Source organism: Halomonas litopenaei, assembly GCF_003045775.1.
Taxonomy (GTDB): Bacteria; Pseudomonadota; Gammaproteobacteria; order Pseudomonadales; family Halomonadaceae; genus Halomonas; species Halomonas litopenaei.
This window is the reverse complement of sequence record NZ_PXNS01000015.1, coordinates 141,467-156,566: the sequence shown is the minus strand read 5'-3', so window position 1 is coordinate 156,566 and position 15,100 is coordinate 141,467. Positions and strand designations below refer to the sequence as shown.

Here is a 15,100-nt window from a genome sequence, read left to right as displayed (position 1 = left end):
TCCGATGAGATGCCGGTCTGTCTCACTCTCATGCAAAGGTAAGATCAACCATTTAATCCGCTTACCCTATCTATTCAGCCGCGCCAAGCGACGACACGCAATGGCGCAAGCCAATGGGCAGGTCATATGAGCAAGACACCTCCGATACAGGCACAGGACGGCAGGGCGATCGCCGGCAGCACGCCGGGGGGCACCCTGGTCGACGGCGAATTACCGTCTTCGTCGTCCCCGAAGGCCCTGATCGAGGCGGAAGATGACTGGCAGGCGGTGGCCCACTGGCTTGCCGAATACGCTGGCAGTGCGCAGACCCAGCGCGCCTACCGCCGCGAGGCCGAGCGGCTGCTGCTGTGGCTTGAAGAGCGCCGCCTTTCGTTGACCCAGATGACCCGGGGTCACCTTGATGAGTTCGAGGCCTTTCTCGCCGACCCGCGCCCCCGTGAGCAGTGGGTAGGACCGGTCAGACCGCGTCAGGATCCCCGTTGGCGGCCGTTTCGTGGCCCCCTGTCCCCGGCAAGTCGACGCCAGAGTCTGGTGATCCTGCAAGGCATGATGGCCTGGCTGGTGGAGGCGGGCTGGCTGTCGCGCAACCCGTTTCGATTGATGCGCGACAAGCGCAGGCGACTCAACAATGGCCAGCGGCGTGTCGAGCGCTATCTGGAGCGTCCGCTGTGGGACTGGTTGTGGGCCTGGCTCAACGAGCCGCTGGAGCCAGGTGCCGACCGACGAGCCAGATTTCTCTGGACCAGGCGGCGGCTGGTGTTCGGCTTTGCCTACCTGCTGGCCCCGCGGATCAACGAGATGAGCCAGGCGCGCATGGGGGATCTGGTGAGGCGGGAAGGGCGCTGGTGGTGGCAGGTGGTCGGCAAGGGCGGCAAGTTTGCCGAAATCCCGGTGCCGCCCGACATGATCGAGCTGGCCCGGGAGGCGCGGACGCTCTACGGCGAGCCGGCCGATCCCGCCGGGGATCCAGCGCCACTGTTGAGGCGCCTGGATGGAAAGACCGCGCTGGGTGACAACCAGTTGTACCGACTGATACGCACGACCTTCAGTCAGGCCGCGGACTGCCTGGAAGAGCAGGGCGGGGATCCCCAGGCGGTGGCACGGCTACGACAGGCTACGCCGCATTGGCTCAGGCACACCGCTCTGACCCATCAGGCCCAGGCGGGCGTGGAGCTTCGTTATCTGGCGCAGTCGGCACGTCACTCACGCCTGGAGACGACGACACGCTACCTTCACACCGAAGACGAGGAATGGCATCGCCAGCAGTCGCTGCACGGCCTTGGCCAGGCAGAGGGACCAAAATGGGGGCAAGGGAGGGGGGAGAATAAGGAATGAAGAAACAGCCCCCCTGGACAGGTTTCTGGCTGGGGGCGGGTAGCAGAATCCGCCAGTAGAACCCGCCAGTAGAACCCACCAGTGGAGCCCGCCAATGGAGCCAACCAGGCAAGCCTAGTGCTCGAGGGGGCCGCGCTTTCGGGCGATATAACGATTGGCGTGCTCGGTGAGCGCCTTGACGTCGGACTTGTAGCCACGGTCGAGTCGGTAGGCAGCCACCGCCAGCGCCAAGGTGGCGCCCAGCATGATCAGCATGGCGATATGGAATGTCATCACTTGTCCCTCCAGGTGAGCAGGGCCTTGGCATAGGATGCCACGAGAGCCAGACCAAAGCCAACGAAGGCGCCCCAAAGCGGCTTGGCCGTGCTGGCCACCACCAGCGTCGCCCCCGAGCTATCCTTGTCGGCGAAGAACAGCGCAATCAGCGAAAGCGCGCCGACGGTGGTGCCCGCGCGATCCGCCAGATCCAGCAGATTGGTAAGGATGGCCGCTCGCTTGGCCCGGCGCTGGGCGGCCAGGTGAGCGATGATTTCTTCCAGCTGCTGCTGCGTCAGGCCTCGCTCGGAGGCCGGCGTGCCGGTCTTGTCGGCCCGTGACGAGCCCAGATACTGGTCGAGCTCCTTTTCCAGTGCATCGAGTCGTCTATCACGTGAGCGATGCGGGCCCTGTCCTTGGGGGTCTGGCGCTTGCATGTCGATCTCTTTATGTAGCTTAGGCGGCGAGCGACAGCGAGTGCTCCGTTGTCACCCGCTCAGGGCGAATTCTAGCATGACGCCTGGCCGGGTTCTCCGAACCGGGGCTGACCGGGGGAGGACGACGGCGGGGCCAGGCAGGTATAATCCTGGCAGCATTCTAGGGAGTCACCATGACCACGACGAGTACCGCAGAACAGGCCCAGCAGGAGCTGCTGGAAGAGTTTGAACTGTTCGACAACTGGATGGACCGCTATCAGTACATCATCGACATGGGCAAGGCATTGCCGGCCTTCCCCGATGAGCACAAGCGTGACGAGCTGAAGATTCAGGGCTGTCAGTCCAATGTGTGGATGCACCACGAGCGCCAGGGCGACACCCTGCACTTTGCCGCCATCTCGGACGCCGCCATCGTGTCAGGGCTGATCGCCGTGCTGATGCGCATCTACAACGATCGAAAGCCCAGCGACATCCTCGCCACCAGTCCGCATTTTCTCAAGGACCTGGGTCTCGACAAGCACCTGTCGCCGACCCGCAGCAATGGCCTCAACGCCATGCTCGAGCGCATCTATCGCGTCGCGGAGCAGGAAGCTGCCTGACGCTTGAACCCTGGGCGTCGACGAGGCGCCCGCGTCAGTCCGCTGATCTCGAGTCGCTGTCGCCGCGCACCTCAAACCGCTCGTCGAGCTCCGGATCCTGGCGGCAAAGCCTCTCGCTGGGCCCGCCAGGCACAGGATCGATGCCGCCCTTGGCGCCAGGATGGCAGCGCAGAATACGCTTGAGCGCTAGCCAACCGCCCCGTATCGGGCCGTGAACCGTTATGGCTTCGTGACTGTAGTGCGAGCAGCTTGGCCAGTAGCGACAGCGTGGGCCCAGCAATGGGCTGATGACACCCTGGTAGAGGCGAATCAGCGCCAGTAACGGCCATGCCAGCCAGCGCTTCGGTCCGCGCCCTCGGAGTGATGGCTCCTGCGCGGGGGGCGATCGATCATCGCGACCACGGCCGCTGTCAGCCCCGGCCGTCGCCGATGACTCAGGATCCCTTGGTGTAGAGCTCATCGGGATCGATCAGCGCAGCGCTGCTGATGCGGGCGCTGTCAGCCTCCAGGGACAGATAGAAACAGCTACGACGGCCGGTATGGCAGGCCGGACCGGTCTGCTCGACCTGCAGCAGCAGGGTATCGCCGTCACAGTCCAGCGACGCACTCTTGAGATGCTGCTGCTGGCCGGAAGACTCGCCCTTGCGCCACAGCTTGGCGCGGGAGCGGGAGTAGTAGTATACCCGGCCAGTGCGCAGCGTTTCCTCCAGCGCCTCCCGGTTCATCCACGCCATCATCAGCACTTCGCCGCTATCGTGCTGCTGGGCGATGGCCGGCAGCAGGCCATCGCCGTTGAATCGCACATTGGCCAGCACCTCTTCGAGAGAATGACGGCTATCGCAGGGTTCGCGCTCGAGGCGTTTGAGCAGGTCGGTCATGGGGCTCAGGTGGCGTCCTTGGGGGTGGAAGAGGATGTATTGACTGGATCAGCGGTGGCGTCGGCACGCTCCTCGGCACCATCGTTGCGGCTGCCTTGGCAGGCCTGGCACAGGCCAAGCAGTTCGATGGTCTGGCGCTGTACCTGGAAGCCCAGCGTCCTGGCACGGGTTGCCAGTTGCTCGTTGATCTCGTCGAGGTGCAATTCCTCGACGCGCCCGCAGTCCCGGCAGATCAGCAGCTGGAAGCGATGGGCATGCTCGGGGCAGGGGCAGGCGACGTAGGCATTGAGCGACTCGATGCGATGTACCAGCCCCTGTTCGATCAGGAACTCCAGCGCACGGTACACCGTCGGGGGGCGCGCGGCGGCGTGATCCTTGGCTAGCCGATCCAGCAGATCGTAAGCCTTGAGGCCACCGCTGGCCTCACCGATCAGTTCCAGTACACGTCGCCGGATGGGGGTGAAACGCACGCCACGATGTGCGCAGTGAGCTTCAGCCTGTTGTAGCAGGGCGGTTTCGGTCATGGGGTCCAATATTCACGAAGCGGCAACCTAGTCTACGCGCTGGCCCGCCGGCGGGCCAGACACGCGAAACTGTCAAATGGCTTCTGCCGGGGCTTCCTGCAGCTCGCCCTGGCGGGCGAAGTGGTGCTGGGCGAAGGCCACCCGCTCGGCAGCGCTGCGCTCCTCGGTCTGCGCCTCGATCAGATCGAGGCGTCGCCGCAAGCCTTCGCCATTGGCCATCTGGATCGCCAGGCCAGGGCGGGCATTCAGTTCGAGCAACATGGGGCCGCGGTCACGATCGAGCACCATGTCGGTGCCGAGATAGCCAAGCCCGGTCATCTCGTAGCAGCCGGAGGCGAGTTCAAGAAGGGTGGTCCAGCCAGTGATCTGCAGGCTGGCCAGTTCGTGGCCGGTATCGGGATGATCGGTGCGCGAACGATCGAACTGGACGCCTCGTACGGCGCGCCCGCTGGCGATATCGATACCGACGCCCACCGCGCCCTGGTGCAGGTTGGCCTTGCCGTCGGAGGCGGCGGTGGACAGCCGCATCATCGCCATCACCGGGTAGCCCTTGAACACGATGACACGGATATCCGGCACCCCTTCGTAGGTATAGGCAGCGAAGGTGGTATCGAAGTTGATCAGCCCCTCGACCAGGGCAACGTCCGGGGAGCCTCCAAGCGAATAGAGCCCCGAAAGGATATTGGAGACGTGGCGTTCGACATCCTCGATATCCAGCTCAGCGCCGCTGGGCTTGATGAAGTGCTTGCCCTCGACGCGCTCGATGACCAGGATGCCCTTGCCGCCGCTGCCCTTGGCCGGCTTGATCACAAAACCGTTGTGGCCCGCCAGCATCTCGCTGATGTGCTTGACACTAAACTGGGTCGACACCGTGCCGATATGCTCCGGCGTGGTGATGCCGTATTCCTGTGCCAGCAGCTTGGTCTTGAGCTTGTCATCCACCAGCGGATACAGCTTGCGACTGTTATAGCGACCGATGTAACGGATGTTACGCCGGTTCATGCCGATGATGCCCTTGGCCTTGAGCTTGCCGGGACTGGTCCAGTTGAGCATGGCTCAGTCCTCCGTGACCGGCTTGAAACGACGCAGTTCGAGCAGCCGGTAACCGGTGTAGTTGCCCAGCAGCAGGATCAGCGCCATCAGGATGAGCTGCAGGCCGAGGAAGTTGAAGGTGATGTGGCGAATCCAAGGATTGTTCATCGCCAGATAGGCCAGTACCGCGGTCAGCAGGCTGCCGCCGCCCTGGATCAGCACCTCCTTGGGGCCTTCTTCTTCCCACAGGATCGACATCCGTTCGATGGTCCAGGACAGGATGATCATCGGGAAGAAGGTGATCGTCAGGCCCGCATTGAGGCCAAAGCGATAGGACAGCACGGTGAAGATCGAGATGATCGCTATCACCGTTATTATCACCGCCGTCACCCTGGCCACCAGCAATAGATTCAAGTGTGACAGATAGCTGCGGATGACCAGACCGACGGCCACCACCAGCAGAAACCCGACCAGGCCGGTGAGCAGGGTGGTCTGGATGAAGGCCAGGGCAATCAGTACCGGCATGAAGGTACCGGACGTCTTGATGCCGATCAGCACCCGCAGCAGCACCACCACCAGCGCACCGATCGGGATCAGCAGGATGGTCTGGAACAGCGCCTGTTCCTCGAGCGGTAAGCTGTGGATCGAGAAGTTGAGCAGGGTATCGCTGTCCTCGGCGAGCTGGCTGCGCACTGCCGCCGCGGCGGGCTGGTTGCGTACCAGCATGGAGAAGGAAATACGTGAATCGCGACCGCCTTCCACCTCGAGCACGGCATTGCCAGCGCTTTCCCACATCAACAGGTTGTCGGGCTTGCCCTGTTCGCCGGTGGCCGGATTGAACAGTGCGCGCTTGTCGCCGTCATAGACCTGTATCCACGAGGTCAGGCTCTGGCGCCGACGGCCGCTGTCGAGCATCAGGCCACTGACCTCACGGGCGGCAACGCCGGCCTGGTTCAACAGGCGCACGGCCAGCGGCACACGATCGAACTGGGTTAGCAGTAGCCTGGCATTTTCCCCCTGGCGGTCATCGGCGAATTCGCTCAGCAATTCACGGGCGAAGGTAAAGGCGTCGGACGAGCGTGCCCAGGCGCGGTCGATCACCTGCTGGGCGGCGGTGTCGTAGGGACGCTCCCAGGCGACATCGGTCACCGGCGGCGGCGGGGGCGGAGCGGTTGCCTTGCGGGCACCTTCGGTCACCAGTACCTGGGCGGTGTAGTAGAGGCGCTGATCGCCCACCGCCTCGCGGGTGGACCACTCGGCGCGACGTGCGCCGTTTTCCTGCAGGAACGCCAAGCCATAACCCGGCGAGGCGGTGTGCTCGGTCAGCACACGAAAGCCGTCCTGAGAGGAGGGCAGGGCCATGTCCACCTTGGCTGGCTCGCCCTGGCCATCGAAGGTGACCTGAGCCTCGATTTCCCAGACCTGGCGCTGTTCACCCGGCGTCCAGGGGACCTCGAATTCCACGTGGCGGTGAATGCTCATCGCGATGCCAACCACCATCAGCAGGGCGACGATCAGATAAAAGGGCAGTCTGGACATGGGTCTTCCTTAATCGGGAGCGAAAGGCCGACGCCCCGGGGTGTCGGCACACAGCGTTATCTCAGGGCTGTTCCTGATCATCACGATCGGCCGCTTCCTCGTCTGCGGCTTCGCTGGCCGATTCCCCTCCTGGGAATTCGGGACGGTCGTGCAGGTAGTGGCGTGCCACGTCGATGACGGCGATATCCAACAGGAAACGACGGCCAAGCAGGACGGGATAGCTCAGGTGGGTGCGGTCGTTCAGGGTGAATTCGACCTGTTCACGCAGCGGGCCGAGGGTCATCAGCAGGCTGACCACGGGGCGGCTTTCTTCACCGTTGGCCTGGACGATGGTCACCTTGCGTTCTACCGGTGCCTCGATCCATTCATCGCGCACGGCCTCGACCACCGAATCCTCTTCATTGAGGCCCAGCTTGAAGCGCACCCATTCGTCACCATCCCGTTCGAAGGTGGTGACATCGGTAGCGGACAGCGATGAGGTGTTGGCCCCGGAGTCGATCCGCGCCTTCAGATAGGTGCCCACATCGGGCAAGCCAACCCACTCGCTGCGACCCAGCAGTTCTTTGTTGTCGATACCGGACTCGGTGCTGGCCTCGCACTGCGTCGTCCGAGGACCGGGCTCCGCGCTGCCGCGCTCGAGCCCGGCCAGATCTTGGCGTACGCCGCGCAGCAGGCTACCGACTTCGCGGATATCGGCGGTCATGCGGCGATCCTGCGCCGCCTGTTCACTGAGCATGTCGTGGGTCAGGTCGCAGCGTCCCGCCAGGCGCGTCTCGAGCCCTCGGATCTCGGCGTGGAATTCCGAAGGCGTGAGAGGCTCAGGAGGAGGCGGAGCGTCGACCGGTGCCAGAGCACAGCCACCGAGCATCGCGGCGGCGGCCAAAGAAAGAAAACGAGTCGGTCGGAGGGGCATGACGCTAGCGTCCTTGTATCGGCATCGACAAAAATGGTGTGACTCGACAAGACCACTTCCGAGGAAGCTAATCGAACGAGACAAATTGAAGCGATGATAAGGAGCGACGCCAGCGCTGTCCATGCTGGGGCCGGGTTGATCACGCCTCAGGTGCTCCGCTGTACTGCTGAGAACCGCCCACAATCCCGAGCCCGCACCCCTGAAAAAGCGCAAGGGTGTCTACTGAGCGGGGCCCATGTCTACCTCATCAGAAATCGGGACAATAGACCCAAGGAGTTGCCTGAGTATTGGCGGCTACACAAGTCCCTATACACGCCCCTGGGCATTCCGCTTCCACTATGCAGAACCTTTCGTGCTTTGCTGAAGCTAGCACGAGGCTGACTACAATAACGCAACAAGATAGCGACAGAGTCGACTAAAAGGTTCAACGTTCTCGTCGGAGCCCTCGCCATGGATAACAAGATTCTTGTGGTAGTGACCAGTCACGCCAAGTATCCCAATCATGATCGAGCCACGGGTCTGTGGCTAGGTGAAGCCGTGCATTTCATCGATCATGTCGAACAGGCTGGCTGGACCTGCGACATCGCAAGCCCCAAGGGGGGCTATACGCCCATCGATCCCCACAGTCTGGCGGCCGCCGAAGCGATTGACTGGGACTACTATCAGAACAAGGACTTCATGAACCGCCTGGGTACGACGCTGGCCCTGGACGAGGTCAACGCAGCGGACTATCGGGCAATCTATCTGGCGGGCGGGCATGGAGTCATCTGGGACTTTCCGGGCAACGAGACGCTCCAACGCCTGTGTCGGGACATCTACGAGGCAGACGGTATCGTATCCTCTGTGTGTCACGGTGCCGTGGGCTTGCTCAATGTGACCCGGGATGATGGGGAATACCTGATCAAGGGCATGAAGGTGACCGGCTTCTCCAATCACGAGGAGCACCTGGCCAAGCTCGACGACATCGTGCCGTTTCTTACCGAAACGGAGCTTGTCGAGCGTGGCGGGCTCTATTTGAAGGCGGATCGCGCCTGGGAGCCATTCGCCGTAGTCGATGAGCGGCTGGTCACCGGGCAAAATCCAGCCTCGGGCCGACGCGTGGCCGAACTGGTGTTGGAAGCGTTGGGCGACTGATCACCGTCGGTCAGCAAGATCTTTTCTATCCGGACATCACCATGGCAGCCAGACATCGTCAGGGAAGACGCACGATAGCGATTATCGTCACCACGGCGCTGGTCGCCGGACTCGTCATGGGGTTCTACGCAGGAAGCCGTTACCAGCTCTGGCATCTCCAGGACGCCTGCCTGGATGCCGGAGGACGGGTTTCAGACGACGGTGTGGCACGATGTGACATCGAACGTGAGGTTCCTGCCAGCTAGCCTGTGCTCGCAAGCGGAGAGGAAGCGTCGCTGGGTTGTGCAGGATGGAAAAGCAGCCAGACGATCGACATGGAGGCCGCAAGCGCCAAAGGGGAGGCAGCAGAGCATCAGAGGCTTGTCGGGGAGAACCGGCAAACACCTCATTTAACATAATATAGATTATGCGAACCATGGGTCATGAAAGCTTGTGGAGGCTGATAACAGCCTCTTGTTACCAGAACCCCGCATCAATCGCTGTCCTTATCTACCTCGAACTTACCTCGAACTCGGCGGTAGCTTCCCACCGAGCCCAACGGATTCAGATCATCGAGCTGGCATCCCTACGTGGCGGCCACTCACATTCACACGAGCACGATCTGATGCTCTGGTGGCCGGCACTGACTCAACCCTTCTCCTTGAACTGCTGGTAGGTCTCCCGGGCGCGTTCCAGGTGGCGTGCCATGGCGGCTCTGGCGGCGTCGGGCTGGCGTGACAGGATGGCGTCGAGCACGTCCTGGTGCTCGGCTTCCACGCGCTTGAGATAGGTGCTGGTGGAGTCGGTGTTGACCTCGCTGGTCGCCAGCTTCGAGCGCGGAATCGCGCTCAGGTTGAGTTGCTCCAGCGCCTGGGGGAAGAACGGATTGTGGGTGGCCCTGGCAATCGCGTGGTGGAACTCGAAGTCCTCGTTACGCGCCTGGCTACGCTGCTGACGAGCCTTGACGAAGGCGGCATGGGTGTCACGCAGGCGAGTCTCGTCGTCGGCTTCGAAGCGCTCGGCGGCCAACGCCGCCGCCGCAGGCTCCAGATTAAGCCGCAGCTCGATGACATGCAGGATGTCTTCGACGGTGGTCGGACGAATCCGCTTGGCGGGCATGGCCTCGGCCGGTGCGGCCCGGATCACCGTGGTGCCGACGCCACGCCGTGCCTCGACCAGGCCCAGCGACTTGAGGTGAGCCACCGCCTCGCGAATCACCGTCCTGCTGACACCGAAGGAATCACACAGGCCGCTTTCTGTCGGCAGCTTCTCGCCGACGGCGATGGTTCCGGCGGTGATCAGACCTTCCAGCTGGTCGGCCACGTTCATCGACAGACTGCCTTCACGCGTCAGCTTCTTGACGTTTAGCGGTGCCGGTTCCGTGCGGGGTGCTGGCTTGGCTGCCATGGTCGATTCCTCTTCAGTTCGCGTGGCAATCACGCGACGTGCCGCAAAGTGCTATTTTTCAGGGCTATTTATCAGGGCTGTAGATCAGCACTGACTATCAGGACGCCAGTGTATCAAGGCGATGGCGTCAGGTCCCCGATGACAGGCAGGACCCTCTACCTGTACGCAGGCGCTGGTGCCTGGTGGCTTTCCGCGACGATTCAGTGGCTATTCATCGTCAGGGTGGCCCTGGCCTGCAAACTTGCCGCCCTGGAAGCGCACCGAAGGGTCATCGGGAGCCAGCCGCCCTCCCGTGGCCTCGATCTTGGCACGCCAGGGTTCCGAGCTATCCCTGGGCACCCAGCCCAGAAAGCCTGCTTCGCGATTGTCCCACCATTGTTCGGCGTTGTTGGAGGCGCCGTAGACCACGGTGTAGCCCAGTTCAGGGACGCAGAAGGCGCGCTCGAGCAACGCCATGAAATCCTCGACGCTCATCCAGGTGGCCAGCATGCGGGCATCGGCGGGCTCGGGAAAGCAGGAGCCGATACGCACCGCCAGGGTCTCGACCCCGAACTTGTCGAAGTACAGGCTGGCGAGGTCCTCGCCGAAGCCTTTCGACACGCCATAGAGCGAATCCGGGCGTTTCGGCACCTTGGCGTCCAGCCGCTGATGCTGTGGGTAGAAGCCGATGACGTGGTTGGAACTGGCGAATACCACCCGCGGCTTGTCATGACGGCGCACCGCCTCATAGAGGTGATAGGTGCCCATGATGTTGGCCGGCAGGATCTGCTGCCAGGAACGCTCCACCGATACACCGCCCAGGTGGATAACACCATCGCAGCCTTCGACCAGGCGAGCGACAGCATCGACGTCGGTCAGGTCTGCCGTGACGATCTCTTCATGGCGGGTGTCGTGGGTCACGTCCTGGTCGACGGCGACCATGTCGGACAGCCGGACCTCCTTCGCCAAGCGACTCAAATGAGGTCTCAGAGCGGTGCCCAGGCCCCCGGCGGCGCCGGTGACCAGCAGTCGATTCAACATGTCAGAATTCCTTCTCGGGTGTCGTGTCTCGTGTCTCGTGATACGCGCCTTCAGCGACCGAAGCCGTACAGTTCGGCGGGATTGTCGACCAGGATGCGTTGGCGCTGCTGCTCATTGGCCCAGGCCAGCAGTACGTCGAGCTGGTCAGGGTCGTCGGGGTACTGATCTCGCGGGACACCAACATGGGGCCAGTTGCTGCCCCAGAGGATGCGCTCCGGTGCGTGGTTGATGACCCGCCGGGCGATGGCGCCGACGTCGTCGTAGTCGGGCCCTCCGCTCAGGCTGGTTTCATAACCGGCGCAGATCTTGAACCAGGCGTTGCCGCGATCGAGCAACCTGAGAATGGCGTCGACGCGAGGATCATCGGCCGGCACCGGATCGATGAACTTGCCGATATGATCGATAATGTACGGACACTCGATACGTTCCAGCATCGGCAGGTGCTGGTCGAGCTCGCGGCCATTGAACTGCACCATCAGGTGCCAGCCCAGGGGCGCGATCAACGGCTCGACCTCGGGCAGGCGAGCCAACGGCATGGCGCCTCCGCCCAGGTTCATGATGCGTGCGCCGCGCACACCTCGGCCATGCCAGTCTTCGAGGGTTTTCAACGGGGTGTCAGGACTGACGACGGCGACCCCGCGGGCCTTGTCCAGGCCTAGTTGGTCGAGCGATTCAAGCAAGGCGCCATTGTCGAACTGATAGGCGTTGGACTGGGTCACGACCACCCTGTCGAGCCCCATCCAGCGCTGATAGCGCCTGAAGTCCTCGAGGGTCGCGAGCTCCTTGATCGGCGCGGCCTGCGGGTGTCCCTCGAAGCCTTCCAGAAACAGGTGGGCATGGCAATCGGTGGCGCCGGCGGGCGCCTTCAGCCTGGGCGCGCGCCCTTCCAGCGGACGGGTATTGGCCGGTATCACTGTGTTGTCTCCTTGAGGGCGAAACGTGTCAGGGCGTCGCGATCGATCTCGATGCCAAGTCCAGGGCCGTCGGGGATATCGACCCAGCCCTGATCATGCTCCAGCGGCTGGGTAACAATGGCCTGACGGAATGGATTGTGGGTCCGATCGAACTCCATGATGGGTTCGATCGGCTCACGTCTGGGCGGATTGGGCGGCAGCGCCGCCATGGCCTGAAGGCTGGCGGCGATGCACACGGCGGTGCCCCACACATGGGGAATCAGACGCACGCCATGAAGCGCCGCCATATCCACGACGCGCCGCATTTCGGTGAAGCCGCCGACGCCGCATATGTCGGGCTGGCAGATATCGATGGCGCGACTGGCCAGCGGCTCCTGCATGGCGTAGCGGCCATGCCAGTTCTCGCCACTGGCGACCGGTAGAGGCTGGCCATCGCGCACCGCGCGATAGGTATGAATCTGCTCCGGCAGTACCGGTTCCTCGAACCAGTCGACGTCGAAAGACGCCGCCCGCTTGCCGACCTCGAGGGCCTCCAGCAGGTCATAGCCGTGGTTGGCATCGATCATCAGACGCCGATCGGGACCGATGGCCTCGCGCACGGCGGCGATGACCCGAAGATCTTCCTCGACGTTGAAGCCGATCTTGATCTTGACCCCGTGAAAGCCTTCCTCGGCGTAGCCCGCCACCTCCGCGGCGATATCACTGACCCGGTCCACGCCATCGCGACGAAAGGAGCCGGTGGCGTAGGCCTGGACGCGTTCGCGAAAACGCCCTCCCAAGAGCTCCGACACGCTGGCACCGTAGTGCTTGCCCTTGATGTCCCACAGCGCGATGTCGATGCCGCTGAGGGCGGTCATGGTCAGCCCCCTCTGGCCCTGGTCACGCAGCCGGTTGTAGAGCACGAGCCACAGTCTTTCATGCTCCAGCGGGTTGGCGCCGATCAGGGTGTCGGCGTAGGTGGCCACTACCGCGGCGTTGGCCTGGGCCGGACCGAGGCACTCCCCCCAGCCGACGGTGCCGTCTTCGCAGGTGATCTCCACCAGGCAGTGCTGGCGGCGTTCGAAGCGCATGGAAGCACTTTCGAAGGCCTGTTCAAGGGGATGATCCAGCAGATGGGTCTCGACCCTGGCGATCTTCATCGGTGTGCCTCTTTTCCTGTAGGTGGTCAGCGGTGTGTGGCGCCTCGTCAAAGGCTGGCTTGGCATGGTCGCCATCACTCCAGCATGTTGGGCAGCGCCATGGACAGTGCCGGAACGTAGGTCACCAGCATCAGAGCGGCGAACAACGCCAGGTAAAACGGCCAGATGGTGCGAACGGTCTGCTCAATCTTGATCTTGCCGACCACGCTGCCGACAAACAGGCAGGCACCCACCGGCGGCGTGCACAGCCCCAGCCCCAGATTCATCATCATCATGATGCCGAACTGGATCGGATCCATGCCGAACTGGGCGGCAATCGGCAGGAAGATCGGCGTGCAGATCAGGATCAGCGCCGCCATGTCCATGATCATGCCGAGTGCCAGCAGGATCAGGTTCAGCATCAGCAGGATGGCGAGCGGATTGTCGGTGATCCCGAGCAGTGTGTTGGACAGCAACTCCGGCACGCTATAGAGGGCGAGCAGATAGGAGAACGCCGAGGCGCAGCCGACCAGGATCATCACCAGCGCGGTGGTGCGCACCGACTGATAGACCGCCTGCTTGAACGATGCCCAGCGCAGCTCACGATAGACCAGCGCGGTGACGACGATGGCGTAGATGGCCCCGAAGGCGCCTGACTCGGTCACCGTCAGCACGCCGGACAGCACGCCGCCCACGATGATGACCGCGGTCAGCAACCCTGGCAGTGCGGCGGCAAAGCTGATCGCCAGCGCCTGCCAGCCCGGAAAGCGTTCGCCCTGGTAACCACGCTTGACCGCTACCAGATAGGCGGCAAGGGCCAGCAGGCCACACATCAGGATGCCCGGCACGATGCCCGCCATGAACAGCTTGGTGATGGACAGGCCGCCCCCTGCCGCCACGGCGTAGAGGATCATGTTGTGGCTGGGCGGAATCACCACCCCAGCCACCGACGAGGTCACCGTCACGTTGACCGCGTAGTCCGCGTCGTAGCCCTTCTCCTTCATCACCGGAATCAGGATGGAGCCGAGCGCCGAGGTGTCCGCCACCGCGGAACCGGAAATCCCGCCGAACAGCATCGAAGAGGTCACATTGACCACCCCGAGCCCTCCGCGCACCCGGCCCACTGCGGCAGAGGCCAGGCGCACCAGGCGCTGGGAAATACCGCCGTGCAGCATCAGCTCGCCGGCGAAGATAAAGAACGGAATGGCCAGCAGGGAAAACACTGAAATGCCCGAGAGGATGCGCTGGAATGCCACGAACAGCGGCAGTCCCTCATAGAGAAAGCCCCCTACTGCTGCCAGTCCTACCGCAAAGGCCACCGGAGCGCCGACGGCCAGTCCCAGGGCAAAGAGTCCAAAAACGATAGCGAGTCCCATGCTCAGTCCTCCTGGGTCGGGTTGTGCCGGCCGCCAAGCCGCTTGACGATGTTGGCCACAGCGAACAGCACCATCAGCGCGCCACAGATCGCCAGCGGCGCGGCACGCCAGCTTTCGGAGAGTCCGAGCATCGGGATAGGTCGTGCCAGGTTGGTCATCATCAACTGCCAGCCCTGCCAGGCCATGAAGCCGCCAAAGGCCACCACGAACAGATCCGCCAGATGGTGCATCAGACCCTTGATCGGCGCCGGCATGTTGTCGCGTAGCAGGTCGATGGACAGGTGGCTGTTGTGACGAACGCCAGCAGCGGCGCCGAGAAAGGTGATGTAGGCCACGCTCAGAAGCGCCGTCTGCTCGACCCAGGTGGGGGTGTCATTGAGCACGTAGCGGCCAAATACCAGCCAGCCAAAGGTGATGATCAGCAACACCAGCAGCACCCCGGCCACCATGATGCAACCATGGGCGATACTGTCGAGGATGCGGTCCAGTCGGCTGGGTGTTTCTCGCTTGTAGCGTATGCTTCGTGACTCCGGCGATGCCGGAGGAAAGGCACCACGGCGTACCGTGGCGCCCTCTTGCTCTGACTCGGTTTGCTCGGACCCGACGTCAGAGGTGTCGGTGGGTGCGTTCACGCATCAGC

Annotated in this window: 17 protein-coding genes; 3 read left to right on the top strand and 14 right to left on the bottom strand. The window is 63.1% G+C overall.

Annotation, left to right across the window (positions count from 1 at the left end; all coding sequences use genetic code 11):
• The first annotated feature begins 126 nt into the window (after positions 1-126).
• Positions 127-1,335: a tyrosine-type recombinase/integrase gene (locus tag C6W88_RS19240; protein WP_108133632.1), complete on the top strand. Its 1,209-nt coding sequence runs from the start codon at positions 127-129 to the stop codon at positions 1,333-1,335.
• A gap of 114 nt (positions 1,336-1,449) precedes the next feature.
• Here C6W88_RS19240 and C6W88_RS21545 read toward each other — a convergent pair whose 3' ends face one another.
• Together C6W88_RS21545 and C6W88_RS19235 are read right to left on the bottom strand one after the other, a co-directional pair.
• Entirely contained in the window at positions 1,450-1,608 is a 159-nt protein-coding gene (locus C6W88_RS21545) for a hypothetical protein (protein ID WP_156088610.1), read from the bottom strand.
• Entirely contained in the window at positions 1,608-2,027 is a 420-nt protein-coding gene (locus C6W88_RS19235; protein WP_045992081.1) for a hypothetical protein, read from the bottom strand. Before C6W88_RS19235 ends, C6W88_RS21545 begins: the two co-directional genes overlap by 1 nt.
• Before the next feature lie 173 nt (positions 2,028-2,200).
• Between C6W88_RS19235 and C6W88_RS19230 the strand changes: the two genes are divergently transcribed.
• Positions 2,201-2,626 carry a SufE family protein gene (locus C6W88_RS19230; RefSeq protein WP_045992080.1) on the top strand — a complete coding sequence of 142 codons (426 nt, stop codon included), beginning with the start codon at positions 2,201-2,203 and terminating at the stop codon, positions 2,624-2,626.
• A 34-nt stretch (positions 2,627-2,660) separates the two neighbouring features.
• On the opposite strand, the gene yidD is transcribed toward C6W88_RS19230, so the two are convergent.
• The 6 genes from yidD to C6W88_RS19200 form a co-directional block, all read right to left on the bottom strand.
• A complete protein-coding gene (gene yidD, locus C6W88_RS19225; RefSeq protein WP_197037158.1) occupies positions 2,661-2,960 on the bottom strand; it encodes a membrane protein insertion efficiency factor YidD in 300 nt (99 codons plus the stop codon).
• A gap of 100 nt (positions 2,961-3,060) precedes the next feature.
• A complete protein-coding gene (gene hisI, locus C6W88_RS19220) occupies positions 3,061-3,504 on the bottom strand; it encodes a phosphoribosyl-AMP cyclohydrolase (protein WP_108133630.1) in 444 nt (147 codons plus the stop codon).
• 5 nt (positions 3,505-3,509) lie between these two features.
• Positions 3,510-4,028 (bottom strand): Fur family transcriptional regulator, encoded by a 519-nt coding sequence (locus C6W88_RS19215; protein WP_108133629.1) that lies wholly within the window; start codon positions 4,026-4,028, stop codon positions 3,510-3,512.
• Positions 4,029-4,100: 72 nt separating this feature from the next.
• Positions 4,101-5,081 carry an alpha-L-glutamate ligase-like protein gene (locus tag C6W88_RS19210; RefSeq protein WP_045992077.1) on the bottom strand — a complete coding sequence of 327 codons (981 nt, stop codon included), beginning with the start codon at positions 5,079-5,081 and terminating at the stop codon, positions 4,101-4,103.
• 3 nt (positions 5,082-5,084) lie between these two features.
• On the bottom strand, positions 5,085-6,599 hold the full coding sequence (locus C6W88_RS19205) for an inactive transglutaminase family protein (RefSeq protein WP_108133628.1): 1,515 nt from the start codon (positions 6,597-6,599) through the stop codon (positions 5,085-5,087).
• Positions 6,600-6,660: 61 nt separating this feature from the next.
• Positions 6,661-7,512, bottom strand: coding sequence for an ATP-dependent zinc protease family protein (locus C6W88_RS19200; protein ID WP_108133627.1), 852 nt, complete (start codon positions 7,510-7,512; stop codon positions 6,661-6,663).
• A gap of 450 nt (positions 7,513-7,962) precedes the next feature.
• On the opposite strand from C6W88_RS19200, the gene C6W88_RS19195 reads away from it, so the two are divergent.
• Complete coding sequence (locus tag C6W88_RS19195) at positions 7,963-8,646, top strand: type 1 glutamine amidotransferase domain-containing protein (RefSeq protein WP_108133626.1); 684 nt, start codon at positions 7,963-7,965, stop codon at positions 8,644-8,646.
• 627 nt (positions 8,647-9,273) lie between these two features.
• Here C6W88_RS19195 and C6W88_RS19185 read toward each other — a convergent pair.
• From C6W88_RS19185 to C6W88_RS19160, 6 genes are all read right to left on the bottom strand, one after another.
• Positions 9,274-10,032: a FadR/GntR family transcriptional regulator gene (locus tag C6W88_RS19185; RefSeq protein ID WP_108133624.1), complete on the bottom strand. Its 759-nt coding sequence runs from the start codon at positions 10,030-10,032 to the stop codon at positions 9,274-9,276.
• Between the two features lie 207 nt (positions 10,033-10,239).
• Entirely contained in the window at positions 10,240-11,052 is an 813-nt protein-coding gene (locus C6W88_RS19180) for an NAD-dependent epimerase/dehydratase family protein (RefSeq protein ID WP_108133623.1), read from the bottom strand.
• 50 nt (positions 11,053-11,102) lie between these two features.
• A complete protein-coding gene (locus C6W88_RS19175; RefSeq protein ID WP_231498709.1) occupies positions 11,103-11,966 on the bottom strand; it encodes an amidohydrolase family protein in 864 nt (287 codons plus the stop codon).
• Positions 11,963-13,105 (bottom strand): mandelate racemase/muconate lactonizing enzyme family protein, encoded by a 1,143-nt coding sequence (locus tag C6W88_RS19170; protein WP_108133622.1) that lies wholly within the window; start codon positions 13,103-13,105, stop codon positions 11,963-11,965. Before C6W88_RS19170 ends, C6W88_RS19175 begins: the two co-directional genes overlap by 4 nt.
• Positions 13,106-13,179: 74 nt before the next feature.
• Complete coding sequence (locus tag C6W88_RS19165) at positions 13,180-14,460, bottom strand: TRAP transporter large permease (RefSeq protein ID WP_108133621.1); 1,281 nt, start codon at positions 14,458-14,460, stop codon at positions 13,180-13,182.
• 2 nt (positions 14,461-14,462) lie between these two features.
• A complete protein-coding gene (locus C6W88_RS19160; protein ID WP_231498708.1) occupies positions 14,463-15,092 on the bottom strand; it encodes a TRAP transporter small permease in 630 nt (209 codons plus the stop codon).
• Positions 15,093-15,100: the final 8 nt, after the last annotated feature.

What these genes read in the sequence shown, in the direction of transcription:
- C6W88_RS19240 (WP_108133632.1), top strand. Translation starts at nt 127, where the DNA reads ATGAGCAAGACACCTCCGATACAGGCACAGGACGGCAGGGCGATCGCC.
- C6W88_RS21545 (WP_156088610.1), bottom strand. Translation starts at nt 1,608, where the DNA reads ATGACATTCCATATCGCCATGCTGATCATGCTGGGCGCCACCTTGGCG.
- C6W88_RS19235 (WP_045992081.1), bottom strand. Translation starts at nt 2,027, where the DNA reads ATGCAAGCGCCAGACCCCCAAGGACAGGGCCCGCATCGCTCACGTGAT.
- C6W88_RS19230 (WP_045992080.1), top strand. Translation starts at nt 2,201, where the DNA reads ATGACCACGACGAGTACCGCAGAACAGGCCCAGCAGGAGCTGCTGGAA.
- hisI (WP_108133630.1), bottom strand. Translation starts at nt 3,504, where the DNA reads ATGACCGACCTGCTCAAACGCCTCGAGCGCGAACCCTGCGATAGCCGT.
- C6W88_RS19215 (WP_108133629.1), bottom strand. Translation starts at nt 4,028, where the DNA reads ATGACCGAAACCGCCCTGCTACAACAGGCTGAAGCTCACTGCGCACAT.
- C6W88_RS19210 (WP_045992077.1), bottom strand. Translation starts at nt 5,081, where the DNA reads ATGCTCAACTGGACCAGTCCCGGCAAGCTCAAGGCCAAGGGCATCATC.
- C6W88_RS19205 (WP_108133628.1), bottom strand. Translation starts at nt 6,599, where the DNA reads ATGTCCAGACTGCCCTTTTATCTGATCGTCGCCCTGCTGATGGTGGTT.
- C6W88_RS19200 (WP_108133627.1), bottom strand. Translation starts at nt 7,512, where the DNA reads ATGCCCCTCCGACCGACTCGTTTTCTTTCTTTGGCCGCCGCCGCGATG.
- C6W88_RS19195 (WP_108133626.1), top strand. Translation starts at nt 7,963, where the DNA reads ATGGATAACAAGATTCTTGTGGTAGTGACCAGTCACGCCAAGTATCCC.
- C6W88_RS19185 (WP_108133624.1), bottom strand. Translation starts at nt 10,032, where the DNA reads ATGGCAGCCAAGCCAGCACCCCGCACGGAACCGGCACCGCTAAACGTC.
- C6W88_RS19180 (WP_108133623.1), bottom strand. Translation starts at nt 11,052, where the DNA reads ATGTTGAATCGACTGCTGGTCACCGGCGCCGCCGGGGGCCTGGGCACC.
- C6W88_RS19170 (WP_108133622.1), bottom strand. Translation starts at nt 13,105, where the DNA reads ATGAAGATCGCCAGGGTCGAGACCCATCTGCTGGATCATCCCCTTGAA.
- C6W88_RS19165 (WP_108133621.1), bottom strand. Translation starts at nt 14,460, where the DNA reads ATGGGACTCGCTATCGTTTTTGGACTCTTTGCCCTGGGACTGGCCGTC.